The 23945-nt window shown below is 64.3% G+C and carries 28 protein-coding genes and 2 tRNA genes; 20 read left to right on the top strand and 10 right to left on the bottom strand.

Going from position 1 to position 23945, the window contains the following annotated elements; translation table 11 throughout:
- Window positions 1-125: 125 nt before the first annotated feature.
- The 3 genes from LI72_RS16570 to LI72_RS16560 form a co-directional block, all read right to left on the bottom strand.
- Window positions 126-314 carry a helix-turn-helix domain-containing protein gene (locus tag LI72_RS16570; protein ID WP_033927063.1) on the bottom strand — a complete coding sequence of 63 codons (189 nt, stop codon included), beginning with the start codon at window positions 312-314 and terminating at the stop codon, window positions 126-128.
- Between the two features lie 122 nt (window positions 315-436).
- Window positions 437-1126 carry a hypothetical protein gene (locus tag LI72_RS16565; RefSeq protein ID WP_156139664.1) on the bottom strand — a complete coding sequence of 230 codons (690 nt, stop codon included), beginning with the start codon at window positions 1124-1126 and terminating at the stop codon, window positions 437-439.
- Entirely contained in the window at window positions 1123-2319 is a 1197-nt protein-coding gene (locus LI72_RS16560; RefSeq protein WP_033927061.1) for a tyrosine-type recombinase/integrase, read from the bottom strand. Before LI72_RS16560 ends, LI72_RS16565 begins: the two co-directional genes overlap by 4 nt.
- Before the next feature lie 112 nt (window positions 2320-2431).
- Here LI72_RS16560 and LI72_RS16555 point away from each other — a divergent pair.
- A tRNA-Arg gene (locus LI72_RS16555) sits at window positions 2432-2504 on the top strand.
- Window positions 2505-2542: 38 nt separating this feature from the next.
- On the opposite strand, the gene LI72_RS16550 is transcribed toward LI72_RS16555, so the two are convergent.
- Both LI72_RS16550 and LI72_RS16545 read right to left on the bottom strand, forming a co-directional pair.
- The gene (locus LI72_RS16550) at window positions 2543-2737 is read right to left on the bottom strand and encodes a hypothetical protein (RefSeq protein WP_033927060.1); all 195 of its coding nucleotides are present in this window, start codon (window positions 2735-2737) and stop codon (window positions 2543-2545) included.
- 12 nt (window positions 2738-2749) lie between these two features.
- On the bottom strand, window positions 2750-4072 hold the full coding sequence (locus LI72_RS16545) for an MFS transporter (RefSeq protein ID WP_033927059.1): 1323 nt from the start codon (window positions 4070-4072) through the stop codon (window positions 2750-2752).
- A gap of 127 nt (window positions 4073-4199) precedes the next feature.
- On the opposite strand from LI72_RS16545, the gene cyoA reads away from it, so the two are divergent.
- The 8 genes from cyoA (at window position 4200) to LI72_RS16505 (ending at window position 11681) form a co-directional block, all read left to right on the top strand.
- Window positions 4200-5405, top strand: coding sequence for a ubiquinol oxidase subunit II (cyoA, locus tag LI72_RS16540; RefSeq protein WP_033927058.1), 1206 nt, complete (start codon window positions 4200-4202; stop codon window positions 5403-5405).
- A gap of 41 nt (window positions 5406-5446) precedes the next feature.
- Window positions 5447-7423 (top strand): cytochrome o ubiquinol oxidase subunit I, encoded by a 1977-nt coding sequence (gene cyoB / locus LI72_RS16535; RefSeq protein ID WP_033927198.1) that lies wholly within the window; start codon window positions 5447-5449, stop codon window positions 7421-7423.
- Between the two features lie 4 nt (window positions 7424-7427).
- Complete coding sequence (cyoC, locus tag LI72_RS16530) at window positions 7428-8060, top strand: cytochrome o ubiquinol oxidase subunit III (RefSeq protein ID WP_052130092.1); 633 nt, start codon at window positions 7428-7430, stop codon at window positions 8058-8060.
- Complete coding sequence (gene cyoD / locus LI72_RS16525) at window positions 8060-8443, top strand: cytochrome o ubiquinol oxidase subunit IV (RefSeq protein WP_033927057.1); 384 nt, start codon at window positions 8060-8062, stop codon at window positions 8441-8443. Before cyoC ends, cyoD begins: the two co-directional genes overlap by 1 nt.
- 26 nt (window positions 8444-8469) lie before the next feature.
- On the top strand, window positions 8470-9147 hold the full coding sequence (locus LI72_RS16520; RefSeq protein ID WP_231562511.1) for an SURF1 family protein: 678 nt from the start codon (window positions 8470-8472) through the stop codon (window positions 9145-9147).
- Window positions 9144-10439 carry an ATP-binding protein gene (locus tag LI72_RS16515; RefSeq protein WP_231562510.1) on the top strand — a complete coding sequence of 432 codons (1296 nt, stop codon included), beginning with the start codon at window positions 9144-9146 and terminating at the stop codon, window positions 10437-10439. Before LI72_RS16520 ends, LI72_RS16515 begins: the two co-directional genes overlap by 4 nt.
- Window positions 10436-10987 carry a response regulator transcription factor gene (locus LI72_RS16510; RefSeq protein WP_033927054.1) on the top strand — a complete coding sequence of 184 codons (552 nt, stop codon included), beginning with the start codon at window positions 10436-10438 and terminating at the stop codon, window positions 10985-10987. Before LI72_RS16515 ends, LI72_RS16510 begins: the two co-directional genes overlap by 4 nt.
- Before the next feature lie 139 nt (window positions 10988-11126).
- Window positions 11127-11681, top strand: coding sequence for a hypothetical protein (locus LI72_RS16505; protein ID WP_156139663.1), 555 nt, complete (start codon window positions 11127-11129; stop codon window positions 11679-11681).
- On the opposite strand, the gene xth is transcribed toward LI72_RS16505, so the two are convergent.
- Window positions 11671-12444: an exodeoxyribonuclease III gene (gene xth, locus LI72_RS16500; RefSeq protein WP_033927196.1), complete on the bottom strand. Its 774-nt coding sequence runs from the start codon at window positions 12442-12444 to the stop codon at window positions 11671-11673. The genes LI72_RS16505 and xth overlap by 11 nt on opposite strands.
- Window positions 12445-12551: 107 nt before the next feature.
- On the opposite strand from xth, the gene LI72_RS16495 reads away from it, so the two are divergent.
- Entirely contained in the window at window positions 12552-13961 is a 1410-nt protein-coding gene (locus LI72_RS16495) for a DUF4139 domain-containing protein (RefSeq protein WP_231562509.1), read from the top strand.
- A gap of 225 nt (window positions 13962-14186) precedes the next feature.
- Window positions 14187-15659 (top strand): DUF4139 domain-containing protein, encoded by a 1473-nt coding sequence (locus LI72_RS16490; protein ID WP_156139662.1) that lies wholly within the window; start codon window positions 14187-14189, stop codon window positions 15657-15659.
- A gap of 26 nt (window positions 15660-15685) precedes the next feature.
- Here LI72_RS16490 and infC read toward each other — a convergent pair whose 3' ends face one another.
- Window positions 15686-16231, bottom strand: coding sequence for a translation initiation factor IF-3 (gene infC / locus LI72_RS16485; RefSeq protein ID WP_081985206.1), 546 nt, complete (start codon window positions 16229-16231; stop codon window positions 15686-15688).
- Window positions 16232-16442: 211 nt separating this feature from the next.
- Between infC and LI72_RS16480 the strand changes: the two genes are divergently transcribed.
- The 3 genes from LI72_RS16480 to LI72_RS16470 all read left to right on the top strand — a co-directional run bounded on the left by LI72_RS16480 (window position 16443) and on the right by LI72_RS16470 (window position 18344).
- On the top strand, window positions 16443-16757 hold the full coding sequence (locus LI72_RS16480; RefSeq protein WP_052130083.1) for a GNAT family N-acetyltransferase: 315 nt from the start codon (window positions 16443-16445) through the stop codon (window positions 16755-16757).
- Window positions 16758-16853: 96 nt separating this feature from the next.
- A complete protein-coding gene (gene purU, locus LI72_RS16475) occupies window positions 16854-17711 on the top strand; it encodes a formyltetrahydrofolate deformylase (protein ID WP_033927051.1) in 858 nt (285 codons plus the stop codon).
- 45 nt (window positions 17712-17756) lie between these two features.
- Window positions 17757-18344, top strand: coding sequence for an NADPH-dependent FMN reductase (locus tag LI72_RS16470; protein WP_033927050.1), 588 nt, complete (start codon window positions 17757-17759; stop codon window positions 18342-18344).
- A 13-nt stretch (window positions 18345-18357) separates the two neighbouring features.
- Here the strand turns inward: LI72_RS16470 and LI72_RS16465 are convergent.
- A tRNA-Thr gene (locus LI72_RS16465) sits at window positions 18358-18432 on the bottom strand.
- Window positions 18433-18573: 141 nt separating this feature from the next.
- Between LI72_RS16465 and LI72_RS20360 the strand changes: the two genes are divergently transcribed.
- The gene (locus LI72_RS20360) at window positions 18574-18744 is read left to right on the top strand and encodes a hypothetical protein (protein WP_197051945.1); all 171 of its coding nucleotides are present in this window, start codon (window positions 18574-18576) and stop codon (window positions 18742-18744) included.
- Here LI72_RS20360 and LI72_RS16455 read toward each other — a convergent pair.
- A complete protein-coding gene (locus LI72_RS16455; RefSeq protein ID WP_033927048.1) occupies window positions 18729-19334 on the bottom strand; it encodes a DUF6445 family protein in 606 nt (201 codons plus the stop codon). The two genes, LI72_RS20360 and LI72_RS16455, sit on opposite strands and share 16 nt — an antisense overlap.
- 102 nt (window positions 19335-19436) lie before the next feature.
- On the opposite strand from LI72_RS16455, the gene LI72_RS16450 reads away from it, so the two are divergent.
- The 5 genes from LI72_RS16450 (at window position 19437) to LI72_RS16430 (ending at window position 23510) form a co-directional block, all read left to right on the top strand.
- The gene (locus tag LI72_RS16450) at window positions 19437-20636 is read left to right on the top strand and encodes an FAD-dependent monooxygenase (protein WP_052130080.1); all 1200 of its coding nucleotides are present in this window, start codon (window positions 19437-19439) and stop codon (window positions 20634-20636) included.
- 62 nt (window positions 20637-20698) lie between these two features.
- Window positions 20699-21139 carry a type II 3-dehydroquinate dehydratase gene (gene aroQ / locus LI72_RS16445; protein WP_033927047.1) on the top strand — a complete coding sequence of 147 codons (441 nt, stop codon included), beginning with the start codon at window positions 20699-20701 and terminating at the stop codon, window positions 21137-21139.
- Window positions 21140-21300: 161 nt separating this feature from the next.
- Window positions 21301-21765 (top strand): acetyl-CoA carboxylase biotin carboxyl carrier protein, encoded by a 465-nt coding sequence (gene accB / locus LI72_RS16440; RefSeq protein WP_033927046.1) that lies wholly within the window; start codon window positions 21301-21303, stop codon window positions 21763-21765.
- A 7-nt stretch (window positions 21766-21772) separates the two neighbouring features.
- Window positions 21773-23134 (top strand): acetyl-CoA carboxylase biotin carboxylase subunit, encoded by a 1362-nt coding sequence (accC, locus tag LI72_RS16435; RefSeq protein ID WP_033927045.1) that lies wholly within the window; start codon window positions 21773-21775, stop codon window positions 23132-23134.
- Between the two features lie 70 nt (window positions 23135-23204).
- Window positions 23205-23510: a WYL domain-containing protein gene (locus LI72_RS16430; RefSeq protein ID WP_033927044.1), complete on the top strand. Its 306-nt coding sequence runs from the start codon at window positions 23205-23207 to the stop codon at window positions 23508-23510.
- A 3-nt stretch (window positions 23511-23513) separates the two neighbouring features.
- Here the strand turns inward: LI72_RS16430 and LI72_RS16425 are convergent, their stop codons facing one another.
- Window positions 23514-23894: a hypothetical protein gene (locus LI72_RS16425; RefSeq protein ID WP_033927043.1), complete on the bottom strand. Its 381-nt coding sequence runs from the start codon at window positions 23892-23894 to the stop codon at window positions 23514-23516.
- Window positions 23895-23945 lie beyond the last annotated feature (51 nt).

Genomic DNA, 23945 nt, shown 5'->3' with positions numbered 1-23945 from the left:
AAACGGGTAGCAAGCATTTGCGCCTGCCAGTCCGTTGCGGTAGAGGAATGATGCGAACGCCGACCACAGCAATCGCGCGAAGCCCGGGGTGCCAGCCCCGGGTTTTGCATATGTGCCGCCATTGCTCATGCTCCCGCCTGAAAGGTGGGAAGGCTGGCGAGATAGGCTTCCAATTCAGCAAACGGAATCAGTGTCCGGCGACCGGCCTTATGAGCTTTAATCTTGTTCTGCTGAAGCAACTCGTAGAGTCGAGACCGCGACATTCCGGTAAGCTTTACAGCGTCGGGCAGCGTAACAGCGAGTGGACGTTCCATGTCATTTCCCTCAACGTCACACACAGGCAAGATCGCCCGGACGTTGTGGGAATTTCAATTACGCCCTTTTTCAAGCGGTATTAATCTAACGTTTTCCGGTGCCAAGACGCGCCCCGGTGAGATCATTTTTTCGGCCGTCCGGCTTTGCGGTGTATGGGATATGGCTGGCGTTCACGCCTAGCGAACATAAGTCCCTTAGTTTTGACTACGCCAAACCGTTTGGCATCCTTGGCAAATTTAGTGAACGCCCGCTCTACGAGCTTCTCGCCAACGGCGGTCCGTTTGATCGTCCACCGCCTAAAATGATCATCTTCGCTTGGTTCGCCATCTTTACCCGCTGCGACCAATGCTACAGCTTCGCGAAAGGTCTTCCCCTGCCTTGCCTGCGCATCAACTACGCGAAGGAAAAGCGAATAGTCCCGTTCCCGCAAAGTGACGTTTCGACTGGCCTTTACTCTGGCAATTCTAGCGCCCCTCATTGCCTTTGTTTCCGGCCGCTCTCTAAAAACGAGCTGGTAGGGTAACGTGGCTGATTCATCGCTGCGGAGTAACTGATTCAGGCACCAGAGCAAATCGATAGGCCGCTGAGCCCCAATCTGCTTAGCAATGCGCCTGAGAGCCCCAATGGCTTCTGTCGGTTCGCACTCAGCCTCACGAGCCTTTTTATAAAGGGCAAAGGCTTCCCGTATCGCCAGCCCGAAGTGGACTCCGGCCGCTGAGATTAAAGGATCGTCCAAGGCTCGCGAAAGTTCTATGATAACTTCGCCGTATGGGTCGCCTGGCTCATCAGGTTTGGCAGGATTGTCCGTCACAATGCCAAGGCCCCCAGAGCCTTAACGGCCGCATCACTGGCCAAATGGCCATAATGCCGTTCGATCATCTCAGCGCTAGTGCCTGAGATTTGCGCTATGGTGAGCAAGGGCAGGCCAGCCCGCACCAAGTCCGTAATGGTGCTGTGCCGCAGCGTGTATGCGGTCGCATCGCGCGGCAGCCCGGCGGCAGCCACAGCGGCTGCTATGGGCAGCTTCCAGCTATTCTTATCCCATGCCTTGCCATTCGATCGCATGAACAGCGATGCGGCCGGTAACTTGTCCTTGGCCTGTTCTGCTAGCAGTGCGGCGGCTTCTTGCGGCAACTGGATGCGTCGCGGCTTGCCAGTCTTGTCCTTGCCAACGGTGAGTTCCGATGTGCGCTTGTCAAAATCGCCAGCGGTGAGCGCAGCGAACGCCCCCGGCCGCAACGGCAACAGGCAGAGGCCGCGTACAAACGGTGCAGCCTCAGGGTTAATGTGCAGCAACAGCTTTCGCCGTTCGCCCCGGTCCAGATACAGGGTCCGCCGCCCGTTAGCGTTCTCGATCGACTTAAGCGGCTCTTGCCAAGCGGCTTCGCTGTTAGGTGCGCCCGGCGACAACACCTTGGCCAAGGCTGCCCTGAGAATTGCCATGTCACGATTGACGGTGGAAGGCGCGCGCTTGCGGTGCACTTGAGCGCCATCCTTGCGCCGCGTGACCAGCGCGGGCAGCGCTTCCAACCGTTCGCGCCATTCCCGGACATGCCGCCGCCGCAGCTTTGCCAGCTTCACCTTGGCGATGGGGTCGCCATAGACATATCGCTTGAAACGCTTTTCAGCCTCATTACGGGTTTTGGCATATTCACGGCATGCGTCGGCCACGGTTTCAATCTTGGCGCGCATTTCGCCCCCCGCTTCCACCAGATCGGCCAGCTTTTCCGCTTCCCGCTTGGCAGCCGCAAAACGTTCATTGCCTGCCAGCGCCCCAAAGTCGCCAAGGGCCTTCAGGCGATACGTCCCTGCATCCTCATCATACGCTCGCGCAATCCATGTCCCTGCCCCGCCGCGCTTGGACGGCCGGAACCCCAGGAAGCAACCCGCGCGCAGCCGCTGCCAATGCGGCTCGCGTTGCGCCTTAAGATCATTCCGTTCGCCAACCCGGCTGAGGTCTAGTTTTTTAGCGGGCTTTCGCTTGCTGCCTGTGCCGTCTGCCATGTCGATCGCCCCATTCTGGTTCGTACGGAATAAGTACGGAATACAGGATCGGATGGAATCGGACAAGACCGGATCAACAATGCCTTATTTACAGGGGTTTTATTGTCCAGCCGCATCCGGCTGCGGCGGGTAACCCTGCACTCCGAAGGCAGAGGCCACTGGTTCGAATCCAGTCGGGTGCACCATTTCTCCTGCGGCAGTGGGTTACTCCACCCCAGCATGGTCACCCCCACCAGCCCAGCAACGCGCCGATCACGGTTGCGCCGCCGATGGGGGCGACGATCATCAGCACAAGGTTGAAGGCGATCGCCTGGAGCAGCCGCTTTTCCTGATCGGCCTGCAGCCGCCGGGGCGGTGGCTCTGGCGCGCGGCGAGGCGGGTCGGGGGGCGGCCAGTCCGGATCGAAGCGAACGAACATGCCCCCTGCCCCTTACTGCTGCTGGCCGAGTTCACGGTTGAACCACAAGGCGGTCAGCGTCGCCAGCGCGCCGGAGAGCAGATAGGCGCCCGCGGCCAGCAGCCCGTATTGCGACGACAGCCACAGCGCCACCATCGGCGCAAAGCCCGCGCCGAACAGCCAGGCGAGATCGGCCGTCAGCGCCGAGCCGGTATAGCGGTGCTTCAAGGGGAAGAAGGACGAGAGCGCGCCCGACGACTGGCCGAAGGCAAGGCCCAGCAGCACAAATCCGCCGAACATGAACACCGCCTCGCCCACGCTGCCGGCATCGAGCAGCTGCGGCGCAAAGCCGCTGAACGCCGCGATCGCGACCGCAGTGGCGGCCAGCACCGTGCGGCGGCCATAGGCATCGGCAAGGCGGCCCGACATCAGGATCGCCAGAACGCCCACAGCTGCAGCGCCCGCCTCGATCAGCAGGAAGCGCACCGGCGACTCCTCGGTGAACAGGAACACCCAGCTCAACGGATAGACGGTGACCATGTGGAACATCGCAAAGCTGGCCAGCGGCGCGAACGCGCCCAGCACGATCAGCCGCCATTCGCTGCGCACCGTCGCCAGCACCGGTTCTGGCTGGAGCGTCTGGCTTTCGAACAGGTCGGTATATTCGGGCGTCACCACGATTCGCAGCCGCGCGAACAGCGCGACGACATTGATCGCAAAGGCGACGAAAAACGGATAGCGCCAGCCCCAGGCGAGGAAATCCTCTGCCGGCAGCGCGGAAATGAGGAAGGCGAACAGCAGGCTGGCCACGATGAGCCCGAACGGCGCCCCCAGCTGCGGGATCATCGCGTACCAGCCGCGCTTTTCCTTGGGCGCATTCAGCGCGAGCAGCGAGGCCAGGCCATCCCATGAACCGCCCAGCGCCACGCCCTGACCCATGCGGAACAGCGCCAGCAGTAGCGCCGAGCCGATGCCGATCGTGGCGTGGCCGGGCAGGAACGCGATCGCTGCAGTCGATCCGCCGAGCAGGAACAAGGCGATGGTCAGTTTGGCACCGCGACCATAAGCGCGGTCAACCGCGGTAAAGATCGCGGTTCCCGCCGGGCGCGCGACAAAGGCGAGCGCGAAGATCGCGAACGACCAGAGCGTGCCGGTCAGGGGATCGAGATAGGGGAAGACCAGCTTGGGAAACACCAGCACCGAGGCGATGGCGTAGACAAAGAAGTCGAAGAATTCGGACGTGCGCCCGATGACGACGCCGATCGCGATCTCGCCCGGGGCGACCGGATGGCCATCGGCGTTGATCGCGCGCGCGTCGCGTTCAGCCTCGCTCGTCGGGACGGTGGTCGTCGCCATGGTCAGGTTCCTCAGGGTCAAGAGCGCACAAATATCTGCAGCTACCTTATGCCTCTTTGATCCAGATCATTGCATTGGACAAAATGTCCAATGTCCGCGCACCCGTCTCAGGCGTAATCGGCCAGTCATGCAAAGACTCCTGTCACGCGCGCGCCCTGGCCGCTGGATCGCCACCGTCTGCCTCTTGCCGCTGCTGAGCGGATGCAACATGGTCGTGCTCGACCCTGCGGGCGATGTCGCGCAGCAGCAGGGCAATCTCGTCATCGTCTCCACCCTGCTGATGCTGATCATCATCGTGCCGGTGATGGCGCTGACCGGATGGTTCGCGTGGAAGTATCGCGCCGCCAATACGCAGGCCACCTACAAGCCCGACTGGGACCATTCGACGCAGCTGGAATTGCTGATCTGGGCGGTGCCGCTGCTGATCATCATCTGCCTGGGCGCCGTGACCTGGGTCGGCACGCATCTGCTCGATCCCTATCGCCCGCTGGCGCGCACCGCGCCGGGCCAGCCGGTGGGCGCCGAGGTCAAGCCGCTCGAGGTTCAGGTGGTGGCGCTCGACTGGAAATGGCTGTTCATATACCCCGAACAGGGCGTGGCCACCGTCAATGAGCTGGCCGTGCCCGAGGGCCGACCCCTGCGGTTCCGCATTTCGTCGTCCTCGGTGATGAACAGCTTCTACGTGCCCGCGATGGCCGGGCAGATCTATGCGATGCCGGGCATGGAGACCAAGCTGCACGCGGTGTTCAACGAGACCGGCAATTACGAAGGCTTTTCCGCCAACTATTCGGGCGCGGGCTTTTCGAACATGCGCTTTGGCGTGCGCAGCATGACGGCAGAGGGCTTCGAGCGCTGGGCCGCCAAGGCGCGCAGCGCGCAGACGACGCTTGACCGAGCCGCTTATCTGAAGCTCGAGCGGCCGAGCGAAAAGGTGCCGGTGCGCCGTTTCGCCAGCGTCGAGACCGGGCTGTTCGACCGCATCGTCAACCTGTGCGCAGAGCCGGGCAAGATGTGCATGCACGATATGATGGCGATCGACGCGCGCGGCGGCATGGGCCGCGCCGGGCTCCACAACGTCCGCCAGCTTTCGTACGACAAGTTTGCTGCGCGCGGCACCGGCGACACCGCCAGCGACCGTTATATCGCCGAAAACTGCACCAATCCCGAACTGCTCGGCGCCAGCCTCGCCCGGATCGAAGATCGCGTGATCGACCTCGCCACGCTCACCGGAGCAGGCCTGGCCCGTCCCGGCGGACCCCGCTTCCGCACCAGCTCAAACACCCCCAAGCCGGCTGAACTGTCTCAGGCCGGCAACATGGACCCCGCATCATGACCGCGAACGCCGTCGTCTCCACCTCTGCTGCTGAACCCACGATGCTGCTGGGCAAGCTTTCCTGGAACTCGCTGCCGCACGACCCCATCGTGCTGACGACGATGATCGTCGTCATCATCGGCGGCGCGGGGCTGTTTGCGCTGGTGACCCGCTACAAATTGTGGGGCTATCTGTGGAAGGAGTGGTTCACCACCGTCGATCACAAGAAGATCGGCATCATGTACATGATCCTGGGGCTGGTCATGTTCCTGCGCGGATTTGCCGATGCGATCATGATGCGCTTGCAGCAGGTGATGGCGTTCGGCGGATCCGAGGGCTATCTCAATTCGCATCACTACGACCAGATCTTCACCGCGCATGGCGTGATCATGATCTTCTTCGTCGCGATGCCGTTCATCACCGGCCTGATGAACTATGTCGTGCCGCTGCAGATCGGCGCGCGCGACGTGTCGTTCCCGTTCCTCAACAATTTCAGCTTCTGGATGACCACCTCGGGCGCGGTGCTGACGATGGCGTCGCTGTTCGTCGGCGAGTTCGCCGCGACCGGATGGCTCGCCTACCCACCGCTTTCGGGCATCTCCTACAGTCCCAGCGTCGGGGTGGATTACTATATCTGGGCGCTGCAGATCGCGGGGGTGGGCACGACCTTGTCGGGCATCAACCTGATCGTCACGATCCTCAAGATGCGCGCGCCGGGCATGGGCCTGATGAAGATGCCGATCTTCACCTGGACGAGCCTGTGCGCCAACATCCTGATCGTCGCGTCCTTCCCGGTGCTCACCGCCGTGCTCGGCCTGCTGACGCTCGACCGCTATGTCGGCACCAACTTCTTCACCAACGACTTCGGCGGCTCGTCGATGATGTACGTCAACCTTATCTGGATCTGGGGCCACCCGGAGGTGTACATCCTTATCCTGCCCTTGTTCGGCGTGTTCAGCGAAGTGACCTCGACCTTCTCGGGCAAGAAGCTCTTCGGCTATACCTCGATGGTCTATGCGACCGTCGTGATCACGATCCTGAGCTATGTCGTGTGGCTGCACCACTTCTTCACCATGGGCTCGGGCGCGTCGGTCAACAGCTTCTTCGGCATCACCACGATGGTGATATCGATCCCGACGGGCGCCAAGCTCTTCAACTGGCTGTTCACGATGTACCGTGGCCGCATCCGCTATGAACTGCCGATGATGTGGACGGTGGCGTTCATGCTCACCTTCACCATCGGCGGGATGACCGGCGTGCTGCTCGCGGTGCCGCCTGCCGACTTCGTGCTGCACAACTCGCTGTTCCTGATCGCGCACTTCCACAACGTGATCATCGGCGGCGTGCTGTTCGGCATCTTCGCGGCGATCAACTACTGGTGGCCTAAGGCGTTCGGCTTCAAGCTCAACCAGTTCTGGGGCAAGGTCAGCTTCTGGTGCTGGGTCCCCGGCTTCTGGGTGGCGTTCGCACCGCTCTATGTGCTGGGCCTGATGGGCGTGACGCGCCGCATGCGGGTGTTCGATGACCCCAGCTTGCAGATCTGGTTCGCCATCGCTGCGGTGGGCGCGTTCATGATCGCTGCCGGGATCGCCGCCATGCTCATCCAGTTTGCCGTCAGCATCTGGAAGCGCGAGGAGCTGGCCGAGACGACGGGCGATCCGTGGAACGGCCGCACGCTCGAATGGGCGACCAGCTCTCCGCCTGCGGACTATAACTTCGCCTTCACCCCGCGCATTCACGCGCTGGACGCCTGGTACGACATGAAGGCGGCAGGCGTGGAACATCCCGCCGAAGGCTACAAGGACATCCACATGCCCTCGAACACCGGCGCAGGCATCATCCTGGCGGGCATCAGCACCGTGTGCGGCTTTGCCCTGGTGTGGCATATCTGGTGGCTGGCGGGCGCAAGCTTTGCCGCGCTGATCGCCACCGCGATCATCCACACCTTCAACTACAAGCGCGATTTCCACATCCCGGCAGCCGAGGTCGCCGCGACCGAAGCGAAGCGGGCGCGCCTGCTCGCCAGCGCAGGAGCCTGAGGCCATGAGCAGCGCCACCACCACCCTGCCCGCAGGCAGCGAAGCTCCGGTCTATTACGAGATCGACGAGCATCCGCATCCCGAGGGGCACAGCACGTTGCTGGGCTTCTGGATCTACCTGATGAGCGACTGCCTCATCTTCGCGATCCTGTTTGCCTGTTATGCCGTGCTCGGCGGCAATTTCGCCGCAGGGCCGGGGCCGAAGGACTTGTTCGACCTGAACCTGATCGCGCTCAACACCGCGATGCTCCTGTTCTCGTCGATCACCTATGGCTTTGCGATGATCGCGATGCAGAACAGGAACTTGCGCCACACGCAGATGTGGCTGGCGGTCACTGGCCTGTTTGGCGCGGCGTTCCTCGCGATCGAGCTGTACGAGTTTTCGCACCTGATACACATCGGCGCGACCCCGCAGCGCAGCGCCTTCCTCTCGGCCTTCTTCACTTTGGTCGGCACGCACGGGCTCCACGTCACGTTCGGTCTGATCTGGCTGGTGACATTGATCGTGCAGCTGGGTCGCCACGGGCTCAACCCCGCCAACCAGCGCCGCGTTGCATGCCTCAGCCTGTTCTGGCACTTTCTCGACGTGATCTGGATCGGCGTGTTCACCTTTGTCTATCTGATGGGAATGCTGTGATGAGCGCCAATACGCACGCCGAACAGGTCGAGCACGACAGCCACGGCATCGAGATTCCGCACGCCAGCTACCGCGATTATGCGACCGGCTTCGTCCTTTCGGTCATCCTGACCGCAATTCCGTTCGCGCTGGTGATGACCGGGGCGCTGTCGCCGGCGATGACGGCGGTGACGATCCTGCTCTTTGCGGTGGTGCAGATCGTGGTGCACATGGTCTATTTCCTGCACATGACCCCGAAGGCCGAAGGCGGCTGGTCGATCACTTCGCTGATCTTCACGATCATCGTCGTCGGCATCATGCTGTCGGGATCGCTCTGGGTGATGAGCCACCTCAACAGCAACATGATGCCGCAGGCGCATGAAGAGATGAGCCAGTTGCCGTGACAGTCCGCAGGCCAGCCACGCGTGTCGTGCTGGCCCTCAGCCTGGTGGCGCTGGCGCTGACCGGGATTGGCCTCAGCGTCTGGCAGGTGCAGCGGCGCGCGTGGAAGCATGCGCTGATCGAGGCGGTCGAAAGCCGCAGCACCGCAGCGCCGGTGTCCGCGCCCGGCACGGACAGCTGGCCGCGGATCACCGCCGAACGCGACGCCTATCGCCGGGTCGCCCTTACCGGTCGCTTCGCGCACGACCGCGAGGTGCTGGTGCAGGCGGTGACCGAACGCGGCGGCGGCTTTTGGGTGATGACGCCACTGGTGGGAGATCGCTTCACGGTCTTGGTCAACCGCGGCTTCGTGCCGCCCGATCGGCGTGCATCCTCCACCCGCGCGGCGGGCAATTCTGAAAGCACCGTCACCGTCACGGGCCTGCTGCGGATCAGCGAGCCGGGTGGTGGTTTCCTCCGCTCCAACGATCCCAGGGCCGACCGCTGGTATTCGCGTGATGTCGCTGCCATCGCCTCGGCGCGCGCCCTCACCCGCACCGCGCCCTATTTCATCGATGCCGATGCGACTGCCAACCCCGGCGGCTATCCTGTCGGCGGACTGACCGTCGTCCGCTTCTCGGACAATCACCTTGTCTATGCGCTCACCTGGGCAGCGCTCGCCATCGGCTGTGCCTGGGGCGCAATGATGGTATGGCGCAGGGCATGATCACCGCGCCCGCCCCCCAGGTCACCGATGCCGTGCGGCGCAACATGGCCTTGCTCATCCAGCTGCGCTGGCTGGCGGTGGGCGGACAGCTGTTCACCATCCTGCTGGTGCATGGGCCGATGGACATCCCGCTGCCGCTCGCCCCGCTGCTGCTCGCGATCGCGCTGCTCGTGTTCATCAACCTCGTCACGCTGTACATCCTGCGGCGGCACACGGCCGGGCTCGAATATGCGCTGTTCACCGCGCTGATGTTCGACATCGCGGCGCTGACCTGGCAGCTGCATTTCACCGGCGGGCTCGCCAACCCCTTTGCGGCGCTGTTCCTGCTGCAGGTGGTGATCGGCGCAATGGTGCTGCGCGCGGCGGCATCCTGGGCAATGGTCGCGGCCTCGCTGGGCGCGCTTGCGGTGCTGGCGATCGATCCCGTGCCGCTGACATTGCCGCCGCATCTGCAGGACGAGGAATTCAGCCTGTATCTGCAGGGCAGCTTCGTGTGCTTCGGGCTGATCGCGGTGCTGCTGGTGGCGTTCGTCACCCGGATCGCGCGAAACCTGCGCGAACGCGATGCCGCGCTCGCCGCGATCCGCCAGCGCGCCGCCGAAGAGGATCATATCGTGCGCATGGGCCTGCTCGCCTCGGGCGCGGCGCACGAGCTGGGCACGCCGCTCGCCACCTTGTCGGTGCTGGTCAACGATTTCCGCGCGATGCCCGAGCTGAAGGCGGTGACCGACCTGTCCGCCGACCTCGACGACATGCAGGCCGCGGTGCAGCGCTGCAAGACCATCGTCAGCGGCATTTTGATGTCTGCCGGCGAGGCGCGCGGCGAAGCGCCCGAACGCACGACGATGCGCGCGTTCCTCGGCGATATCGTTGATGAATGGCGCGTCGCGCGCGGGCTGACGACGCTCGATTATGTCGACCGCTTCGGCGCGGATATCGCCATCGTCTCCGACCCCGCGCTGCGCCAGGTGATCGGCAATGTCATCGACAATGCGGTCGATGTCTCGCCCGAATGGATCGGCATCCGCGCCGCACGTCAGGGCGATGCGCTCGAGCTGACCGTGACCGACCGGGGGCCCGGCTTTGCGCAGGAAATCCTCGATGGGCTCGGCCGGCCCTATCGCTCGACCAAGGGCAAGCCCGGCGGTGGCCTCGGCCTGTTCCTGCTCGTCAACGTGCTGCGCAAGCTGGGCGGAGAGGTGCGTGCGGGCAATCGCGAGCAGGGCGGGGCGGAGGTCACCATATATCTGCCGCTGGACGCCATCGCCTATCCCGCCGGAGACCGCTCATGACCACGCCGCCCAATCTGCCGCGCCATCTGCTCATCGTCGAGGATGACGAGACCTTCGCCCGCACCCTGCGGCGATCGTTCGAACGGCGCGGCTATGCCGTCTCGTCGGCACACAGCCATGACGGGCTGATCGCGCTGCTGGGCGAGGGGCTGGTGCCGACGCATGCGGTGATCGACCTCAAGCTGGCGGGCAGCGCTTCGGGCCTCACCTGCGTCCCTGCGGTGCGCGCCGCCGCGCCCGATGCGCGGATCGTGGTGCTGACCGGCTTTGCCAGCATCGCGACGGCCGTCGAGGCGATCAAGCTGGGGGCGGACCATTATCTCGCCAAACCGTCGAACACCGACGACATCGAAGCCGCCTTCGCGCGCACCGAAGGCGATGCCGCCACCGCGGTCGACACGCGCCAGTCGTCGATCAAGACCGTGGAATGGGAGCATATTCACCAGACCCTGGTCGATACCGACTTCAACGTCTCCGAAACTGCCCGCCGGCTGGGCATGCACCGCCGTACCTTGGCACGTAAGCTGGAGAAGCGGCAGGTGCGGTAACAATAGGGCCGGTCGGTCAATGTTCGCTTGCGGCGTTCTGAGCAAAAGTTGACTTCAACAGCGGCTGTCGAGGCAGAATGCCCGCTTAACGGGCTATTTACACGGGAATGGCATCTCTGATCCTATCGGAGGGGTGTCGATGGAAACCAGTTGGGCCAAATATCTGGTGGTCGGGGTAGTCGTCTTCATGGCGACGTCTGTTCTCGTCAGCCTGGGGAACAACACTCCGCCCGACAAGCGCGGCTGGCGTCACCTCAAGCCGGGTACGTTGTACCGTGTGGCCACGACAGGTGGCACGATCTTCACCGGCTTTCTCGCCTATATCTTGCTTTTTGTCGGGTCCAGCCGGCCCGATGGCGAAAGCCAGATGCAGATCCTGTTCTGGCTGATCATGGCCTTCGGCGTCGGCACGATGATCACCCTCGTCCAGTATCGCGGAGCGCAACGCATGGCGATGCGCTGGCGCGGCAAGACCCTGGCCTGGCACGGTCGGGATGGCAGCGAACACAGTCGCCACCTCAGCGATGCCGTGGGCCTGCGCCGGAGTTGGACGGGCTGGATCTATATTGTCTTCGACGATGGTCTGGAGGCGCGGATTGACCCCTATACCAACCACGCAGCGGCCTTGATCGAGACCGTGATCAAACTGCATTCCGACGGCGACGAAGAGACAATCGCGGACCTTACGCCCTGAGCTCCACCCAGGTCGGCGCGTGGTCGCTGGCCTTTTCGCGGCCACGGTGATCCTTGTCGACGCCGATGGCGGACAGGCGGTCGGCGGCCTGGGGGCTCAGCAGCAGGTGATCGATACGAAAGCCATGGTCGCGCTGCCAGGCACCGGCCTGATAGTCCCAATAGGTCCACACACCGCCCGAAGGGCACAGGGTCCCGATCGCGTCGGTCCAGCCATCGGCAAGGATGCGGCGATACGCGGCGCGGCTTTCGGGCTGCATCAGCGCGTCATTGGCCATCGCGCGTACCGAGTAGACATCGTTGTCGCGCGGGATGACGTTATAGTCGCCCGCGAGCACCGCAGGCACCTCTTGCGCCATGATCTCGGCCGCGCGCTTGCGCAGCCGATCCATCCAGCGCAATTTGTAGTCGAACTTGGGCCCCGGCTGCGGGTTGCCATTGGGCAGGTAAATGCACGCCACGCGCACTCCGTGGACATCGACCTCGAGATAGCGCGAGTGCTCGTCCTCGGGTTCGCCCTCCAGCCCGCGGCGCACCTCGACCGGCTGCGCATCGCGCGCCAGAATGGCGACGCCGTTGAAGCCCTTCTGCCCATGCCAGATCGCGCCATAGCCCAGCTTCTCGAACTCGGATGCCGGGAAGCCCTCGTCCTGCGTCTTGATCTCCTGCAGGCAGGCGATCGCAGGCCGGGTCTCGTCCAGCCATTCGAGCAGGCGCGGCAGGCGGGCCTTGATTCCGTTGATGTTGTAAGAGGCGATACGCAGCATGACCGCCTTCTTATCGGCGACGCGCACGCTTGCCCAGCGATTTAGCCCCTGTTCATTTCGCCCCGCCTAAGCCACCATCAACCGACAAATCTGGGGAGGACATCATGCAGCGTTCGTCACGGTTCTGGATGGGACTGGCGGCCACCAGCCTTCTTGCCCTCACCCCCGCGCTGGCGCAGGACGCCGCCGATCCCAACGCGCCGAGCACGCAGGGCAATGTCTCGGTCACCGTGTATAACGGCGGCACCTCGCTGGTGCAGGACATCCGCAGGCTCGCCATCGCCAGCGGCATCAGCCGGATCGAATTTCCCGATGTCTCCGCACAGATCCAGCCCGAGACGGTCAGCTTCGCTGCCGATGGCGCAACCATCGTCGAACAGAACTTCGATTATGATCTGCTCACCCCCGGCAAGCTGATGGAAAAGGCGGTCGGCGAGACGATTACCCTGGTGCGCACCAACCCGGCGACCGGCGCGGAAACCCGCGAGCGCGCCAAGGTGCTCTCGGTCAACCAGGGCGTGGTGGTGCAGATCGGCTCCCGCATCGAGGTGCTGCGCGACGACGGGCTGCCGGTGCGCGCGATCTTCGACAAGGTGCCCGACAATCTGCGCGCGCGCCCGACGCTGTCGATCACATTGGACAGCCAGCGCGCCGGCACGCGCGATGCATCGATCCGCTACCTCACCGGGGGCCTGGGCTGGTCCGCGGACTATGTCGCGCTGTTCGACGAGGCCAAGGGCAGCATCGACGTGCAGGGCTGGGTGACGCTGTCGAACAGCTCGGGCACCACCTATCGCAACGCCGACACCTTGCTCGTCGCGGGCAATCCGCAGGGGGCTTCGGGCTTTGGCGGAGGGCGTGGCAGGAATATCCGCAGCGCGGGGACCGAGACCGCCAACCGCGAGCGGCTGGGCGATTTCTATCTCTATCCCGTCGGCCGCACGACGATTGCCGACCGCCAGACCAAGCAGATCAATTTCCTCGACGTGCAAGGCGTGCCTGCCTCGCGCGCCTATGAATATCGCGTCGGCTGGCTGGCGAGCATCACCGAACCGCGCAGCGCCGATACCGTCGTCAAATTCAGTTCGAGCCAATCGGGCGGCCTGGGTGACGCATTGCCCGCAGGCAGCGTGCGCTTCTACCAGCGCGATCAACGCGGATCGCCGCAGTTCATCGGCGAAAACGCGATCGACCACACGCCGATGGGCAGCGCGCTCGCGCTCAAGACCGGCGAGGCGTTCGACGTCAAGGTCAAGACCACGGTGGTCGAGCGCAAGCGGCTGTCCGCGACCCGCTGGCAGACCAGCATGCGCTATGAGCTGACCAACGCGCGCGACGGCGCGGTGACGGTGGACCTGATGCAATCGGGGCTCGATTTCGGCTGGTCCGATACGCGGATTGCAGCCGAGAGCCTCAAGAGCGAACGGCGCAGCAGCAATGCGGTGGTGTGGGCGGTCCCGGTGCCTGCCAACGGCAGCGCAGAGGTCACCGCGACCTTTGAGACGCGGTATTGAGGGTGGGCGGATAAGGCCAGCAACGTGACCTACTCCCACCCTCCGTCTGTCCCGAGCGAAGTCGAGGGACGTGCGCGCTACCGGCTGCGTAAGGTCCCTCGACTTCGCTCGGGAACTCGGAATGGTGTGCTTGGCGCGTTTTTTCTGGCGCTCATTACCCTCTTCTCCCCCGCCCACGCCCAAACCCGCCCCGAGATCATCTCTGCAAAACCCGACTCGGTCGCGGTGACCATCTATCGCGATCCGGCGCGCGGCAATGGCGGCGGGTTCAATCTCGACTATCTCAACGGCTTTGCGGTGGTCACCGAAAAACGCACGATCAGCGTCCCCGCAGGCCCGGCCACGATCCGTTTTGCCGGCGTCGCCGAGGGCATGGTCGCGGTCTCCGCCGTGATCCGGGGCTTGCCCGGCGGGATCATCGAGCAGAACCGCGACAAGAAACTGCTCTCGCCCGGGTCGCTGGTCGATGGCACGCTGGGCAACCGGGTGACGCTGCGCCGCACCGATCCTGCGACCGGCGAGCAGGTCGAGCAGCAGGCGGTGATCCGCAGCGGATCGCAAGGCGCGCTGGTGGTGCAGACGAACGGCGGTATCGAGGCGCTGCAATGTTCGGGCCTGCCCGAAAAGGTGATCTATCAGGACCTGCCCGGCGGACTGTTCGCAACCCCGGTGCTGTCGGTCGATACCGTCTCGCCTGAGGCTGCGACCGCTGAGGTCACGCTGACCTATCTCGCCGCCGGATTCGACTGGAACGCCGATTATGTCGTGAAACTGGGCGCGGACGGCAAGAGCCTCGACCTGTTCTCGTGGCTGACGCTCGCCAATGGCAATGCCGAGAGTTTCGCCGAGGCCGAACTGCTGGTGATCGCGGGCACGCTCAACATCCGCCGACCGATGCAGCAGATCGCCGACAAACCCCAGGCGACGCCACTCTATATCCAGTGCTGGCCGCGCGGCAGCACTGCCCGTGGCATTTTCGAACCGCCACCACCTCCGCCGCCACCGCCGCCCCCGGCATTTGCGCCAGCCATGCGCGCACGCACAGGTGCGGTACGCGGCGAAGCCGCCGAAGCGATCATGGTCACTGCGTCGCGCAATGTGGAGGCCGAGCTCGAGGCTCTGGGTGATCTCAAGCTCTACCGCGTTCCCTTCCGCTCCACGGTGGCAGCCAAGGGACAGAAGCAGGTCAAGCTGCTGTCCAAGGCCGATGTGCCCGCGCGGATGGTCTATCGCGGCAATGCAGGCGGCTATGGCGAAGAACCGGGGCCGCTGGAAATCGAAGTCCGCATGGACAACAAGACCGCGACCGGGCTCGGCCTGCCGCTACCATCGGGACGGATTTCGGTGTTCGATGGCTCCGCCGATAATGGCCTGCTGATCGGCCAGGGACGGATGCGCGATTATGCCGTGGGGCAGGAGGTGAAGTTCACCATCGGCCAGAGCGACGCGGTGCAACTGGCCTCAAAGCACACGCTGGTGGCATCGAAAGGCGGATGGGATGGCTATGCGCTCAAGCTGACCAACGCCAATCCCGAACCCGTCACCGCAGAGATCGATCTGGCGGCAGTCGCGGATAGCGACCTGCGCAAGGCCAGTGGCCGCACGATTCGCAAGGATGGCAAGCATGTCTGGCGGGTCGAGATACCGGCCAACGACAGCGTGACGCTCACTTACGAATCGCGGAGCAAATACCGCTGAGCGCCGGTTGGCGCGCCAGCACGCGCTTATTTGGGTGCCAGCACCATCAGCATCTGGCGGCCTTCCATGCGGGGATAGGCTTCGACCTTGGCGATTTCCTTGACGTCTTCCTGCACCCGCTGGAGCAGGGCCATGCCCAGCTGCTGATGCGACAATTCGCGGCCGCGGAAGCGCAACGTCATCTTGACCTTGTCGCCTTCGTCGATGAACGCGTGAACCTTCTTCATCTTGACCATATAGTCATGGTCGTCGATGTTCGGACGCATCTTGATCTCCTTGATCTCCTGCGTCTTCTGGTTCTTGCGCGCGGCGTTGGCCTTTTTCTGGGCCTCGTACTTGTACTTGCCGACGTCGAGGAACTTGGCCACCGGCGGCTCGGCGTTGGGGGAGACCTCGACAAGGTCCAGCCCGACGGCGGCAGCCCGTTCTATTGCATCTGCGGTACGCAATACGCCAAGATTTTCGCCATTCTCATCGATCACCCGAACCTGGGGTGACTGGATGAACTGATTGAAGCGCGGGCCGGATTTGGGTGGCAGAACAAGGCCGCGACGGGGGGCTGGCGGACGTATAGCGAATTCTCCTGATGTTTCTTCGAGCGCGCGATATAGGCGAAGTTGCTGAATAGATAAAGGCTTTGCTGCATCGCGCGTGCCGCAAAGGTCGCACAAGGGCCGCGCAGCGTTGCATTCGCGCAACGTTTGGGCCGGTTTGCGCCGCTGGTTGCACCAGCGGACCGCCTTCCCATATCGGTGGGATCTGCCGCAACGAAGGATTTCCGCCATGAGCGCACCTGCCGAACCCATCCGTATCGAGCACGAAACGACCGGTCACGGCGGGCGATTCGTCTATCGCGCCGAGGGCAGCGAGGCCGAGCTGACCTATGCCCATGCCCCTGCGGTCGGGGATGCAGCCCGGGTCAGCGCGGACCACACCTATGTTCCCGATTCGATGCGCGGCCAGGGCATCGCCGCGCAATTGACCAATGCGCTGATCGAAACCGCGCGGCGCGACGGCTGGAAGGTGATCCCGCGCTGCAGCTATGTCGTCGCCGCGTTCCAGCGCCATCCCGACTGGAGCGACGTTCTGGCGAATTGAGCCGGAGCACCGCCACCGCTTCGTTGCCGTTTGGGACTCGACGCGACGCCGATGGATTGGCAACAGCAGGGCAAAACCCCTGGTTGAAGGCCGATCATGACCGACCCGCTGCATATCCTCAGCCTGTCCTGCCCCGATCAGCCGGGCATCGTCAGCCGTGTTACCGGGCTGCTGTTTGCCGCAGGCGGCAACATCCGCGAGGCCGCGCAGTTCGAGGATCAGGAAACGGGGCGCTTCTTCATGCGCGTGGTCTTTTCGCTGCCCGAGCTCCGGGCGGACGATCTGTCGGCGCGCTTTGCGACATTGGCCGACGACTATGCGATGCAATGGTCGGTGCGCCGCGCAGATGTGCCGCGCAAGGTCCTGATCCTGGTTTCGAAGTTCGATCATTGCCTCGCCGACCTGCTCTATCGCTGGCGGATCGGCGAGCTGCCGATGGATGTGGTGGGCATCGTTTCAAACCATCCGGCCGAAGCCTTTGCCGGGCTCGACATGGCCGGAGTGCCCTTCCATTACCTGCCCGTCACCCGCGACACCAAGCCGCAGCAGGAAGCGCAGATCAAGGCGGTGGTCGAGCAGACCGGCGCCGAGCTGGTGGTGCTGGCGCGCTACATGCAGATCCTGTCGGATGACCTCGCGCGCTTCCTCACCGGGCGCTGCATCAACATCCACCACAGCTTTCTGCCCGGCTTCAAGGGGGCCAAGCCCTATCATCAGGCGCATGCGCGCGGGGTGAAGATGATCGGCGCGACGGCGCATTACGTGACCGCCGATCTCGACGAAGGCCCGATCATCGCGCAGGATGTCGAGCAGATCACCCATGCCGACTCGCCCGACACGCTGGTGCGCAAGGGGCGCGACATCGAACGGCGCGTACTGGCGCGCGCGGTGCGACATCACCTCGCCGACAGGGTGCTGCTCAACGGATCGAAAACGGTGGTGTTCACCGATTGAACCGTCCGGCAGGCTGACCGTATCGTTCGGGACAGGAGATTGCCGATGAAGAAATTGCTGGTGCTGTACGGATCCTACCGGTCGGACCGGGCGGGTATCCGGCTCGCCGATTATTGCGTGCGGCGCTTTGCCGAACGCGGCGTCGAGGCCGAGCTGATCGATGCCAAGGCGGTCGGCCTGCCGATGCTCGACCGGATGTACAAGGAACATGCCCCCGGAACCGCGCCCGAAGCGATGCAGGCGCTGGCCGACAAGATCAAGGCGGCAGATGCATTCCTGTTCGTCGCGGGCGAATATAACTGGGGCGTCCAGCCGGGCCTCAAGAATCTGACCGATCATTTTCTGGAGGAATGGTTCTGGCGCCCTGCAGCACTCGCCACCTACTCCGCCGGGCGCTTTGCCGGGGTGCGGGCCGGCCAGGCCTGGCACCCCACGTTGTCCGAAATGGGCATGGTGGTGATCCCCAGCATGCTTTCGGTCGGCCAGATCTCCAAGGCGCTCGATGAAAACGGCATGCCGACCGGCTCTGACGGCGAGTCGCTGGACAGGAACTTCGGGCGCTTTGCCGACGAGTTGAGTTGGTGGGCAGATGCCGCCGAGGCGCAGAAGGCCAGGGTCAAACCCCCTTATTGAGGGGGTGGCGAAATGGTGCTGCTGGGGAGGATTGAACTCCCGACCTCAGCCTTACCAAGGATGCGCTCTACCACTGAGCTACAGCAGCACACCATTTCGCTGGCCTGCAAATGCGGGGTCGCCGTGGCTGCCCGCTCGCAAGGCCTGCGCCTATGCGCAGGTGCCGATGGTTTGTCAACCCTCGCGAGCCTTGCCAAATCCGCCTTTGCGGCGATATGCAGCCGCGACCATGGTACAGCCCTCCACCCCGCCCCGGCCCAGCGCCGCAGAAGAGCGCAAGGCGCGCCTGGCCGCCAATCTGCGCGCCAATCTGAAACGTCGCAAGGCGCAGGCACGGGCGCAGGATGCGGGTAGCGAATCGCAGAGCGGCGATGCCGAGGACGATCAGCCTCTCGCGTAGAATTGCAGGTGCACCAGCCGTCCGTTGTCCGCATGGGTGCCGAATCCGTCCGCCGAATTGTGGAACAGCCAGGGGCTGAACAGGATCAGGCGGTTGAACCGCATCGGCACGCGCATCACCCGCTCCCAGCGCGCCGGCAGCAGCGTGTCGCGGTTGACCACATCCTCGACCAGGGCGTTGACGTCCGCATAGCCGCTCTGCGCCAGCGCCAGCGGGTCGCTGGTCACCTTCTCCAGCCCGGTGCGCTTGTGGCGGAAGAAATCGGTGCCGCCGCGCGCATCCTCGTCGCGGCTGAGATACAAGATGCCCGAATAGAAGCACGGGTCGATGTGCACACCGCTCACCCCGCGATCCCCCTTCAATGTCAGGCGGCAATGGCCATGCGTCGTACCCGGCTGCTGGACGACCGGTACGCCGATGATCCGCGCCACCGATTCCTCGAGGCCCGAGATGGCGAGCGGCGCGGTCGACAGCGTGCCGGGATAGTTGCCCTTGCGGGTCGCCGGGTCATAGCCGAGGCCCAACGCTGCAGCGCGCGCGGCATGCGGATCGGCCAGAAAATCATCGATGATGAGCAGCGAGGGTAACATGGCGGCGGGCGTAGCCGCTGATGCGCCTCTGCGAAAGACCGGGCAGTTGCATGGGCCGCAGGGGACGCTAGACAGACTTATGCCCCACCCCCGGACATTTCGATGCGCATCCTGATCGCCGGCGCCGGTATCGCGGGCCTTGCCGCCGCGCTCGCGCTGGCGCGCAAGGGCCATGAAGTTCAGCTCATCGAACAGGCCGCAGCGCTGGAAGAGGTGGGCGCAGGGCTGCAGCTGGGGCCTAATGCGATGCGGGTGCTCGACGCGTTGGGCGTCGGCGGTGCGGTGGCCGCAGCGGGCCAGGTCCCCGCAGCGATCACGATGCGCGACGGGCGCAGCGCGCGCGAAATCCTCAAGATCCCGCTGGGCGATGCGGCGCGCCGCCGCTGGGGCGCCGCCTATATGACCGCGCACCGCGCCGATCTGGTCGCGATCCTCGCCGATGCGCTGAAGCGCGCACAGCCCGGCAGCCTGCGCACCGGGGTGATGCTGACGACCCTCGACAACCGGCCCGATCGCGTGGCGGTCACCACGCAAACGGGCGAGACACTGGCAGCGGATCTGCTGATCGGGGCAGACGGCATCCGTTCGGTGGTCCGCCGCCAGCTTTTCGGCGAGGATGCCGCGCGCTTTACCGGCCATGTTGCCTGGCGCGCGCTGATCCGGGTCGACAAGGCCGACCCTGTCGCGCCGCCTGCGGGGGTCGGCGCCTGGATCGGCCCGCGTCGCCACGCGGTGACCTATCGCATCCGGCCTGATCTGGTGAACCTGGTTGCGGTCACCGAACAGGCCGACTGGCGCGAGGAAGGCTGGAACCTTCCCGGCGACATCGACCGCTTGCGCGCCGAATTTGCCGGCTGGGGCACGATCAGCCGGTTGCTCGATCGGGTCGAAGCACCGCTGCGCTGGGGCCTGCACGATCGCAAACCGATGCGCGCCTGGCATCGGGACCGCACCGTGCTGATCGGCGATGCCTGCCACCCGATGCTGCCGTTTCTGGCGCAAGGCGCGGCGATGGGGATCGAGGATGGCTTTGCGCTGGCGCAATTGCTGCCCCCCGATGGCGCCGATGCCGAACCGGCGCTCACCCGCTTCTTTGCGCTGCGCCAGCCGCGCACCGCGCGCGTGCAGGCGATGGCGCGGTCGAACGGGGTGGATTTTCACGAGGGCAATCCGCTCGCCAATCTGGCGATGCGTCTGCCGCTGGGCCGCGCGGCGGCCGTGCGGCCCGATGCCGTGCTGGCGCGCTGGGACTGGCTCTATGGCGGTGGGCCCTTGGCCAGCGCCAGCGGCAAACTTGCCTAGCGCGGCGCTTTACCGCATAAGCGCGGGGCTTTCCGGCATCGGGCCGGCAAACGGGATACAGCATGGCCGATCAACCGATCATTTTCGTTCTCAACGGTCCCAACCTCAACCTTCTGGGCCTGCGCGAACCGGAGATCTACGGGTCGGACACGCTCGACGATATCGCAGCTTCGCTGGAAGACCGCGGCCAGGCCCTGGGTCTGGACATCGACATGCGCCAGTCGAACCACGAGGGCCATCTGATCGACTGGCTGCACGAAGCGCAGGCGAGCGGCGCACAGGCGGTGCTGCTCAACGCCGGGGCCTATACCCACACATCGGTGGCGCTGTACGACGCGATCCGGTCGATCACCACGCCGGTGATCGAGGTGCACCTGTCCAACCCGCACGCGCGCGAGGACTTCCGGCACCTGTCCTGGGTCGGCCGGGCGGCCAAGGGCACGATCTGCGGCTTTGGCGCAGCATCTTATCTATTGGCGCTGGAGGCAGCGGCGCTGCTATGAGGTCCGGACACCTGATCGTGACGGCACCACCGCATGACCAGGACCGGGATTGAAATCAAACGTGGGAGCCGCCAAAGAGCGGCCCCCGAAAAAACAGCAAGGGCGCAGGACACATGGCATCAACAAGCAGCAAAAGCGGCAATGCAAAACAGGGAGGCGGCATGAATATCGACAGCAAACTGGTGCGTGAATTGGCAGAACTGCTGGGCGAAACGGGTTTGAGCGAAATCGAGGTGGAAGACGGTGATCGCAAGATCCGCGTTGCGCGCACGATCAGCGCCGCACCGGTCGCAACCGTTGCCGTACCCTCCGCGCCCGCACCGGTCGCTGCCGCTGCCCCCGCAGCCCCTGCCGCTGCCGCTGTGCCGGCCGAACCCGCTGGCCCGTCGATGGCCAATGCGGTCAAGTCGCCGATGGTCGGCACCACCTATCTTGCGCCCGAGCCCGGCGCTGCGCCTTTCGTCAGCGTGGGTGCTGCGGTCAAGATCGGCGATCCGCTGCTGATCATCGAGGCCATGAAGGTGATGAACCCGATCACCGCCGAGCGCGCCGGCAAGGTCACCGCGATCCTGGTGGAAGACGGGCAGCCGGTCGAATTCGACCAGCCGCTGGTCATCATCGAGTAAGCACCCCATGGCCATCAAGAAAATCCTGATCGCCAATCGCGGCGAAATCGCGCTGCGCATCCATCGTGCGGCGCACGAAATGGGCATCAAGACGGTGGCGGTGCACTCCACCGCCGATGCCGATGCGATGCATGTGCGGCTCGCGGACGAGGCGATCTGCATCGGCCCGCCCCCTGCCGGGCAGAGCTATCTCAACATCGCCAACATCATTTCGGCAGCCGAGATCAGCCAGGCGGACGCGATCCACCCCGGCTATGGCTTCCTGTCGGAAAACGCCAAGTTCGCCGAGATCGTCGAGGCGCACAAGATCATCTGGATCGGCCCCAAGCCCGAGCATATCCGCACGATGGGCGACAAGGTCGAGGCCAAGAAGACCGCCGGCGCGCTGGGCATGCCGCTGGTCCCCGGCTCCGATGGCGCGATCAAGGACATCCATGAGGCCAAGATCATCGCGGCGTCGATCGGCTATCCGGTGCTGATCAAGGCGGCATCGGGCGGCGGCGGGCGCGGCATGAAGGTCGTACCCTCCGAAGACCAGCTCGAATCGCTGATGCAGCGGGCGGGCAGCGAGGCCAAGTCGGCGTTCGGCGACGACACCGTCTATATGGAAAAGTACCTCGGCAACCCGCGCCATATCGAGTTCCAGGTGTTCGGCGACGGCAAGGGCAACGCGATCCATCTGGGTGAACGCGACTGTTCGCTGCAGCGCCGCCATCAGAAGGTGCTCGAAGAGGCCCCCTCGCCCGTCATCACCGCCGAAGAACGCGAGCGCATGGGCGGCGTCGTCACCAAGGCGATGGCCGACATGGGCTATCGCGGCGCGGGCACCATCGAATTCCTGTGGGAAAACGGCGAGTTCTACTTCATCGAGATGAACACCCGGCTGCAGGTCGAGCATCCGGTGACCGAGGCGATCACCGGGGTCGATCTGGTGCGCGAGCAGATCCGTATCGCCGAAGGCCATCCGCTGTCGGTCAAGCAGGACGAGATCGAGTTTCGCGGCCATGCCATCGAATGCCGCATCAATGCCGAAGATCCGCGCACCTTCGCGCCTTCGCCCGGCCTGGTCAGCTATTATCACCCGCCCGGCGGCATGCATGTGCGCGTCGATAGCGGGTTGTATGCCGGCTATCGCATCCCGCCCTATTACGACAGCATGATCGCCAAGGTGATCGTCTATGGCCGCACGCGTCAGGGCTGCATCATGCGGCTGAAGCGCGCGCTCGAGGAGTTCGTGGTGCAGGGCGTGAAGACCACGATCCCGTTGCATCAGGAGCTGCTCAACCAGCCCGATTTCCTGTCGGGCGACTATACCATCAAGTGGCTGGAGCAATGGCTGGCCGAACTGGAAGCGCAGGAAAAGGCGTGAGCGCAAAGGCTTATGCTGCACTGCACAAATTCTGATTGAAACCCCGCGCGGTCTTGTTCATATTGCAGGTATGGATATGAACAAGACCGTGCTTGAGGCCATTGCCCTGCGCAAATGCCTTGAAGCGACCTACAATCGCACCCGCATCCGGCTCGCGCCGCACATTCTCTACACCCGGCACGACCAGCTGTATCTCGACGGCGTGACGCTGGAGCGCGATGGCAAGCCGCCGCGCGAGATCAAGGTCGGCGCCTTCAAGCTGGACGGACTGGTCGATGTCGCGCTGACCGACCGCACGTTCGATCCGCAGCCGGTGTTCAATCCCGACGAGGAACGCTACCAGGGCAAGACGCTGTTCGCGGTCGAAATGGCCTGACCGTTACTGCTTGGCGACGCTCAGCGAGGCATCGTCGATCGTGAGGCTGAGGCGGCGCGGATCGCGCTGCAGTTCGATCAGGAACACGTGCGGCCCGCTCCCGGCAAGGATCGCATCCATCGCCCGTTCGAGCGGGATCTGCACCTTGGGAATGCGCGTGCAATCGCACGAAATCTCGACCAGATTCTTGCCCGTTCGCACCACGGTGATCGTCACGCCCGATTTGGACGAACCTCGCGCGTCGGAGATGATGTCGCCCTCATAGGTTCCGGCGACCATATCGGCGAGGTCTGGCTTGCGTTCGGGCGGCGCAGCCAGCGCCGCTGACGCAGGCACCAGGATCGCCAGCAACAGGCCGATGGCCCAACGATGCAAGACGCGCATACCTTTTCCCCTTCTGCTACCGAAGACCCCTTCTAACCCCGACCCGTCGCG

It is taken from the genome of Sphingomonas sp. 35-24ZXX (assembly GCF_000786215.1).
Taxonomy (GTDB): Bacteria; Pseudomonadota; Alphaproteobacteria; order Sphingomonadales; family Sphingomonadaceae; genus Blastomonas.
This window is presented reverse-complemented; position numbering and strand designations above follow the sequence as displayed.

Coding starts and splice junctions, on each gene's coding strand:
- LI72_RS16545 (WP_033927059.1), bottom strand. CDS start 4,072: ATGGCGACGACCACCGTCCCGACGAGCGAGGCTGAACGCGACGCGCGC.
- LI72_RS16505 (WP_156139663.1), top strand. CDS start 11,127: ATGGAAACCAGTTGGGCCAAATATCTGGTGGTCGGGGTAGTCGTCTTC.
- accC (WP_033927045.1), top strand. CDS start 21,773: ATGGCCATCAAGAAAATCCTGATCGCCAATCGCGGCGAAATCGCGCTG.
- LI72_RS16470 (WP_033927050.1), top strand. CDS start 17,757: ATGAAGAAATTGCTGGTGCTGTACGGATCCTACCGGTCGGACCGGGCG.
- aroQ (WP_033927047.1), top strand. CDS start 20,699: ATGGCCGATCAACCGATCATTTTCGTTCTCAACGGTCCCAACCTCAAC.
- LI72_RS16515 (WP_231562510.1), top strand. CDS start 9,144: ATGATCACCGCGCCCGCCCCCCAGGTCACCGATGCCGTGCGGCGCAAC.
- LI72_RS16560 (WP_033927061.1), bottom strand. CDS start 2,319: ATGGCAGACGGCACAGGCAGCAAGCGAAAGCCCGCTAAAAAACTAGAC.
- LI72_RS16425 (WP_033927043.1), bottom strand. CDS start 23,894: ATGCGCGTCTTGCATCGTTGGGCCATCGGCCTGTTGCTGGCGATCCTG.
- LI72_RS16450 (WP_052130080.1), top strand. CDS start 19,437: ATGCGCATCCTGATCGCCGGCGCCGGTATCGCGGGCCTTGCCGCCGCG.
- cyoD (WP_033927057.1), top strand. CDS start 8,060: ATGAGCGCCAATACGCACGCCGAACAGGTCGAGCACGACAGCCACGGC.
- LI72_RS16455 (WP_033927048.1), bottom strand. CDS start 19,334: ATGTTACCCTCGCTGCTCATCATCGATGATTTTCTGGCCGATCCGCAT.
- accB (WP_033927046.1), top strand. CDS start 21,301: ATGAATATCGACAGCAAACTGGTGCGTGAATTGGCAGAACTGCTGGGC.
- LI72_RS16550 (WP_033927060.1), bottom strand. CDS start 2,737: ATGTTCGTTCGCTTCGATCCGGACTGGCCGCCCCCCGACCCGCCTCGC.
- cyoC (WP_052130092.1), top strand. CDS start 7,428: ATGAGCAGCGCCACCACCACCCTGCCCGCAGGCAGCGAAGCTCCGGTC.
- LI72_RS16495 (WP_231562509.1), top strand. CDS start 12,552: ATGCAGCGTTCGTCACGGTTCTGGATGGGACTGGCGGCCACCAGCCTT.
- LI72_RS20360 (WP_197051945.1), top strand. CDS start 18,574: ATGGTACAGCCCTCCACCCCGCCCCGGCCCAGCGCCGCAGAAGAGCGC.
- LI72_RS16430 (WP_033927044.1), top strand. CDS start 23,205: ATGGATATGAACAAGACCGTGCTTGAGGCCATTGCCCTGCGCAAATGC.
- purU (WP_033927051.1), top strand. CDS start 16,854: ATGACCGACCCGCTGCATATCCTCAGCCTGTCCTGCCCCGATCAGCCG.
- LI72_RS16510 (WP_033927054.1), top strand. CDS start 10,436: ATGACCACGCCGCCCAATCTGCCGCGCCATCTGCTCATCGTCGAGGAT.
- cyoB (WP_033927198.1), top strand. CDS start 5,447: ATGCTGCTGGGCAAGCTTTCCTGGAACTCGCTGCCGCACGACCCCATC.
- LI72_RS16480 (WP_052130083.1), top strand. CDS start 16,443: ATGAGCGCACCTGCCGAACCCATCCGTATCGAGCACGAAACGACCGGT.
- cyoA (WP_033927058.1), top strand. CDS start 4,200: ATGCAAAGACTCCTGTCACGCGCGCGCCCTGGCCGCTGGATCGCCACC.
- LI72_RS16570 (WP_033927063.1), bottom strand. CDS start 314: ATGGAACGTCCACTCGCTGTTACGCTGCCCGACGCTGTAAAGCTTACC.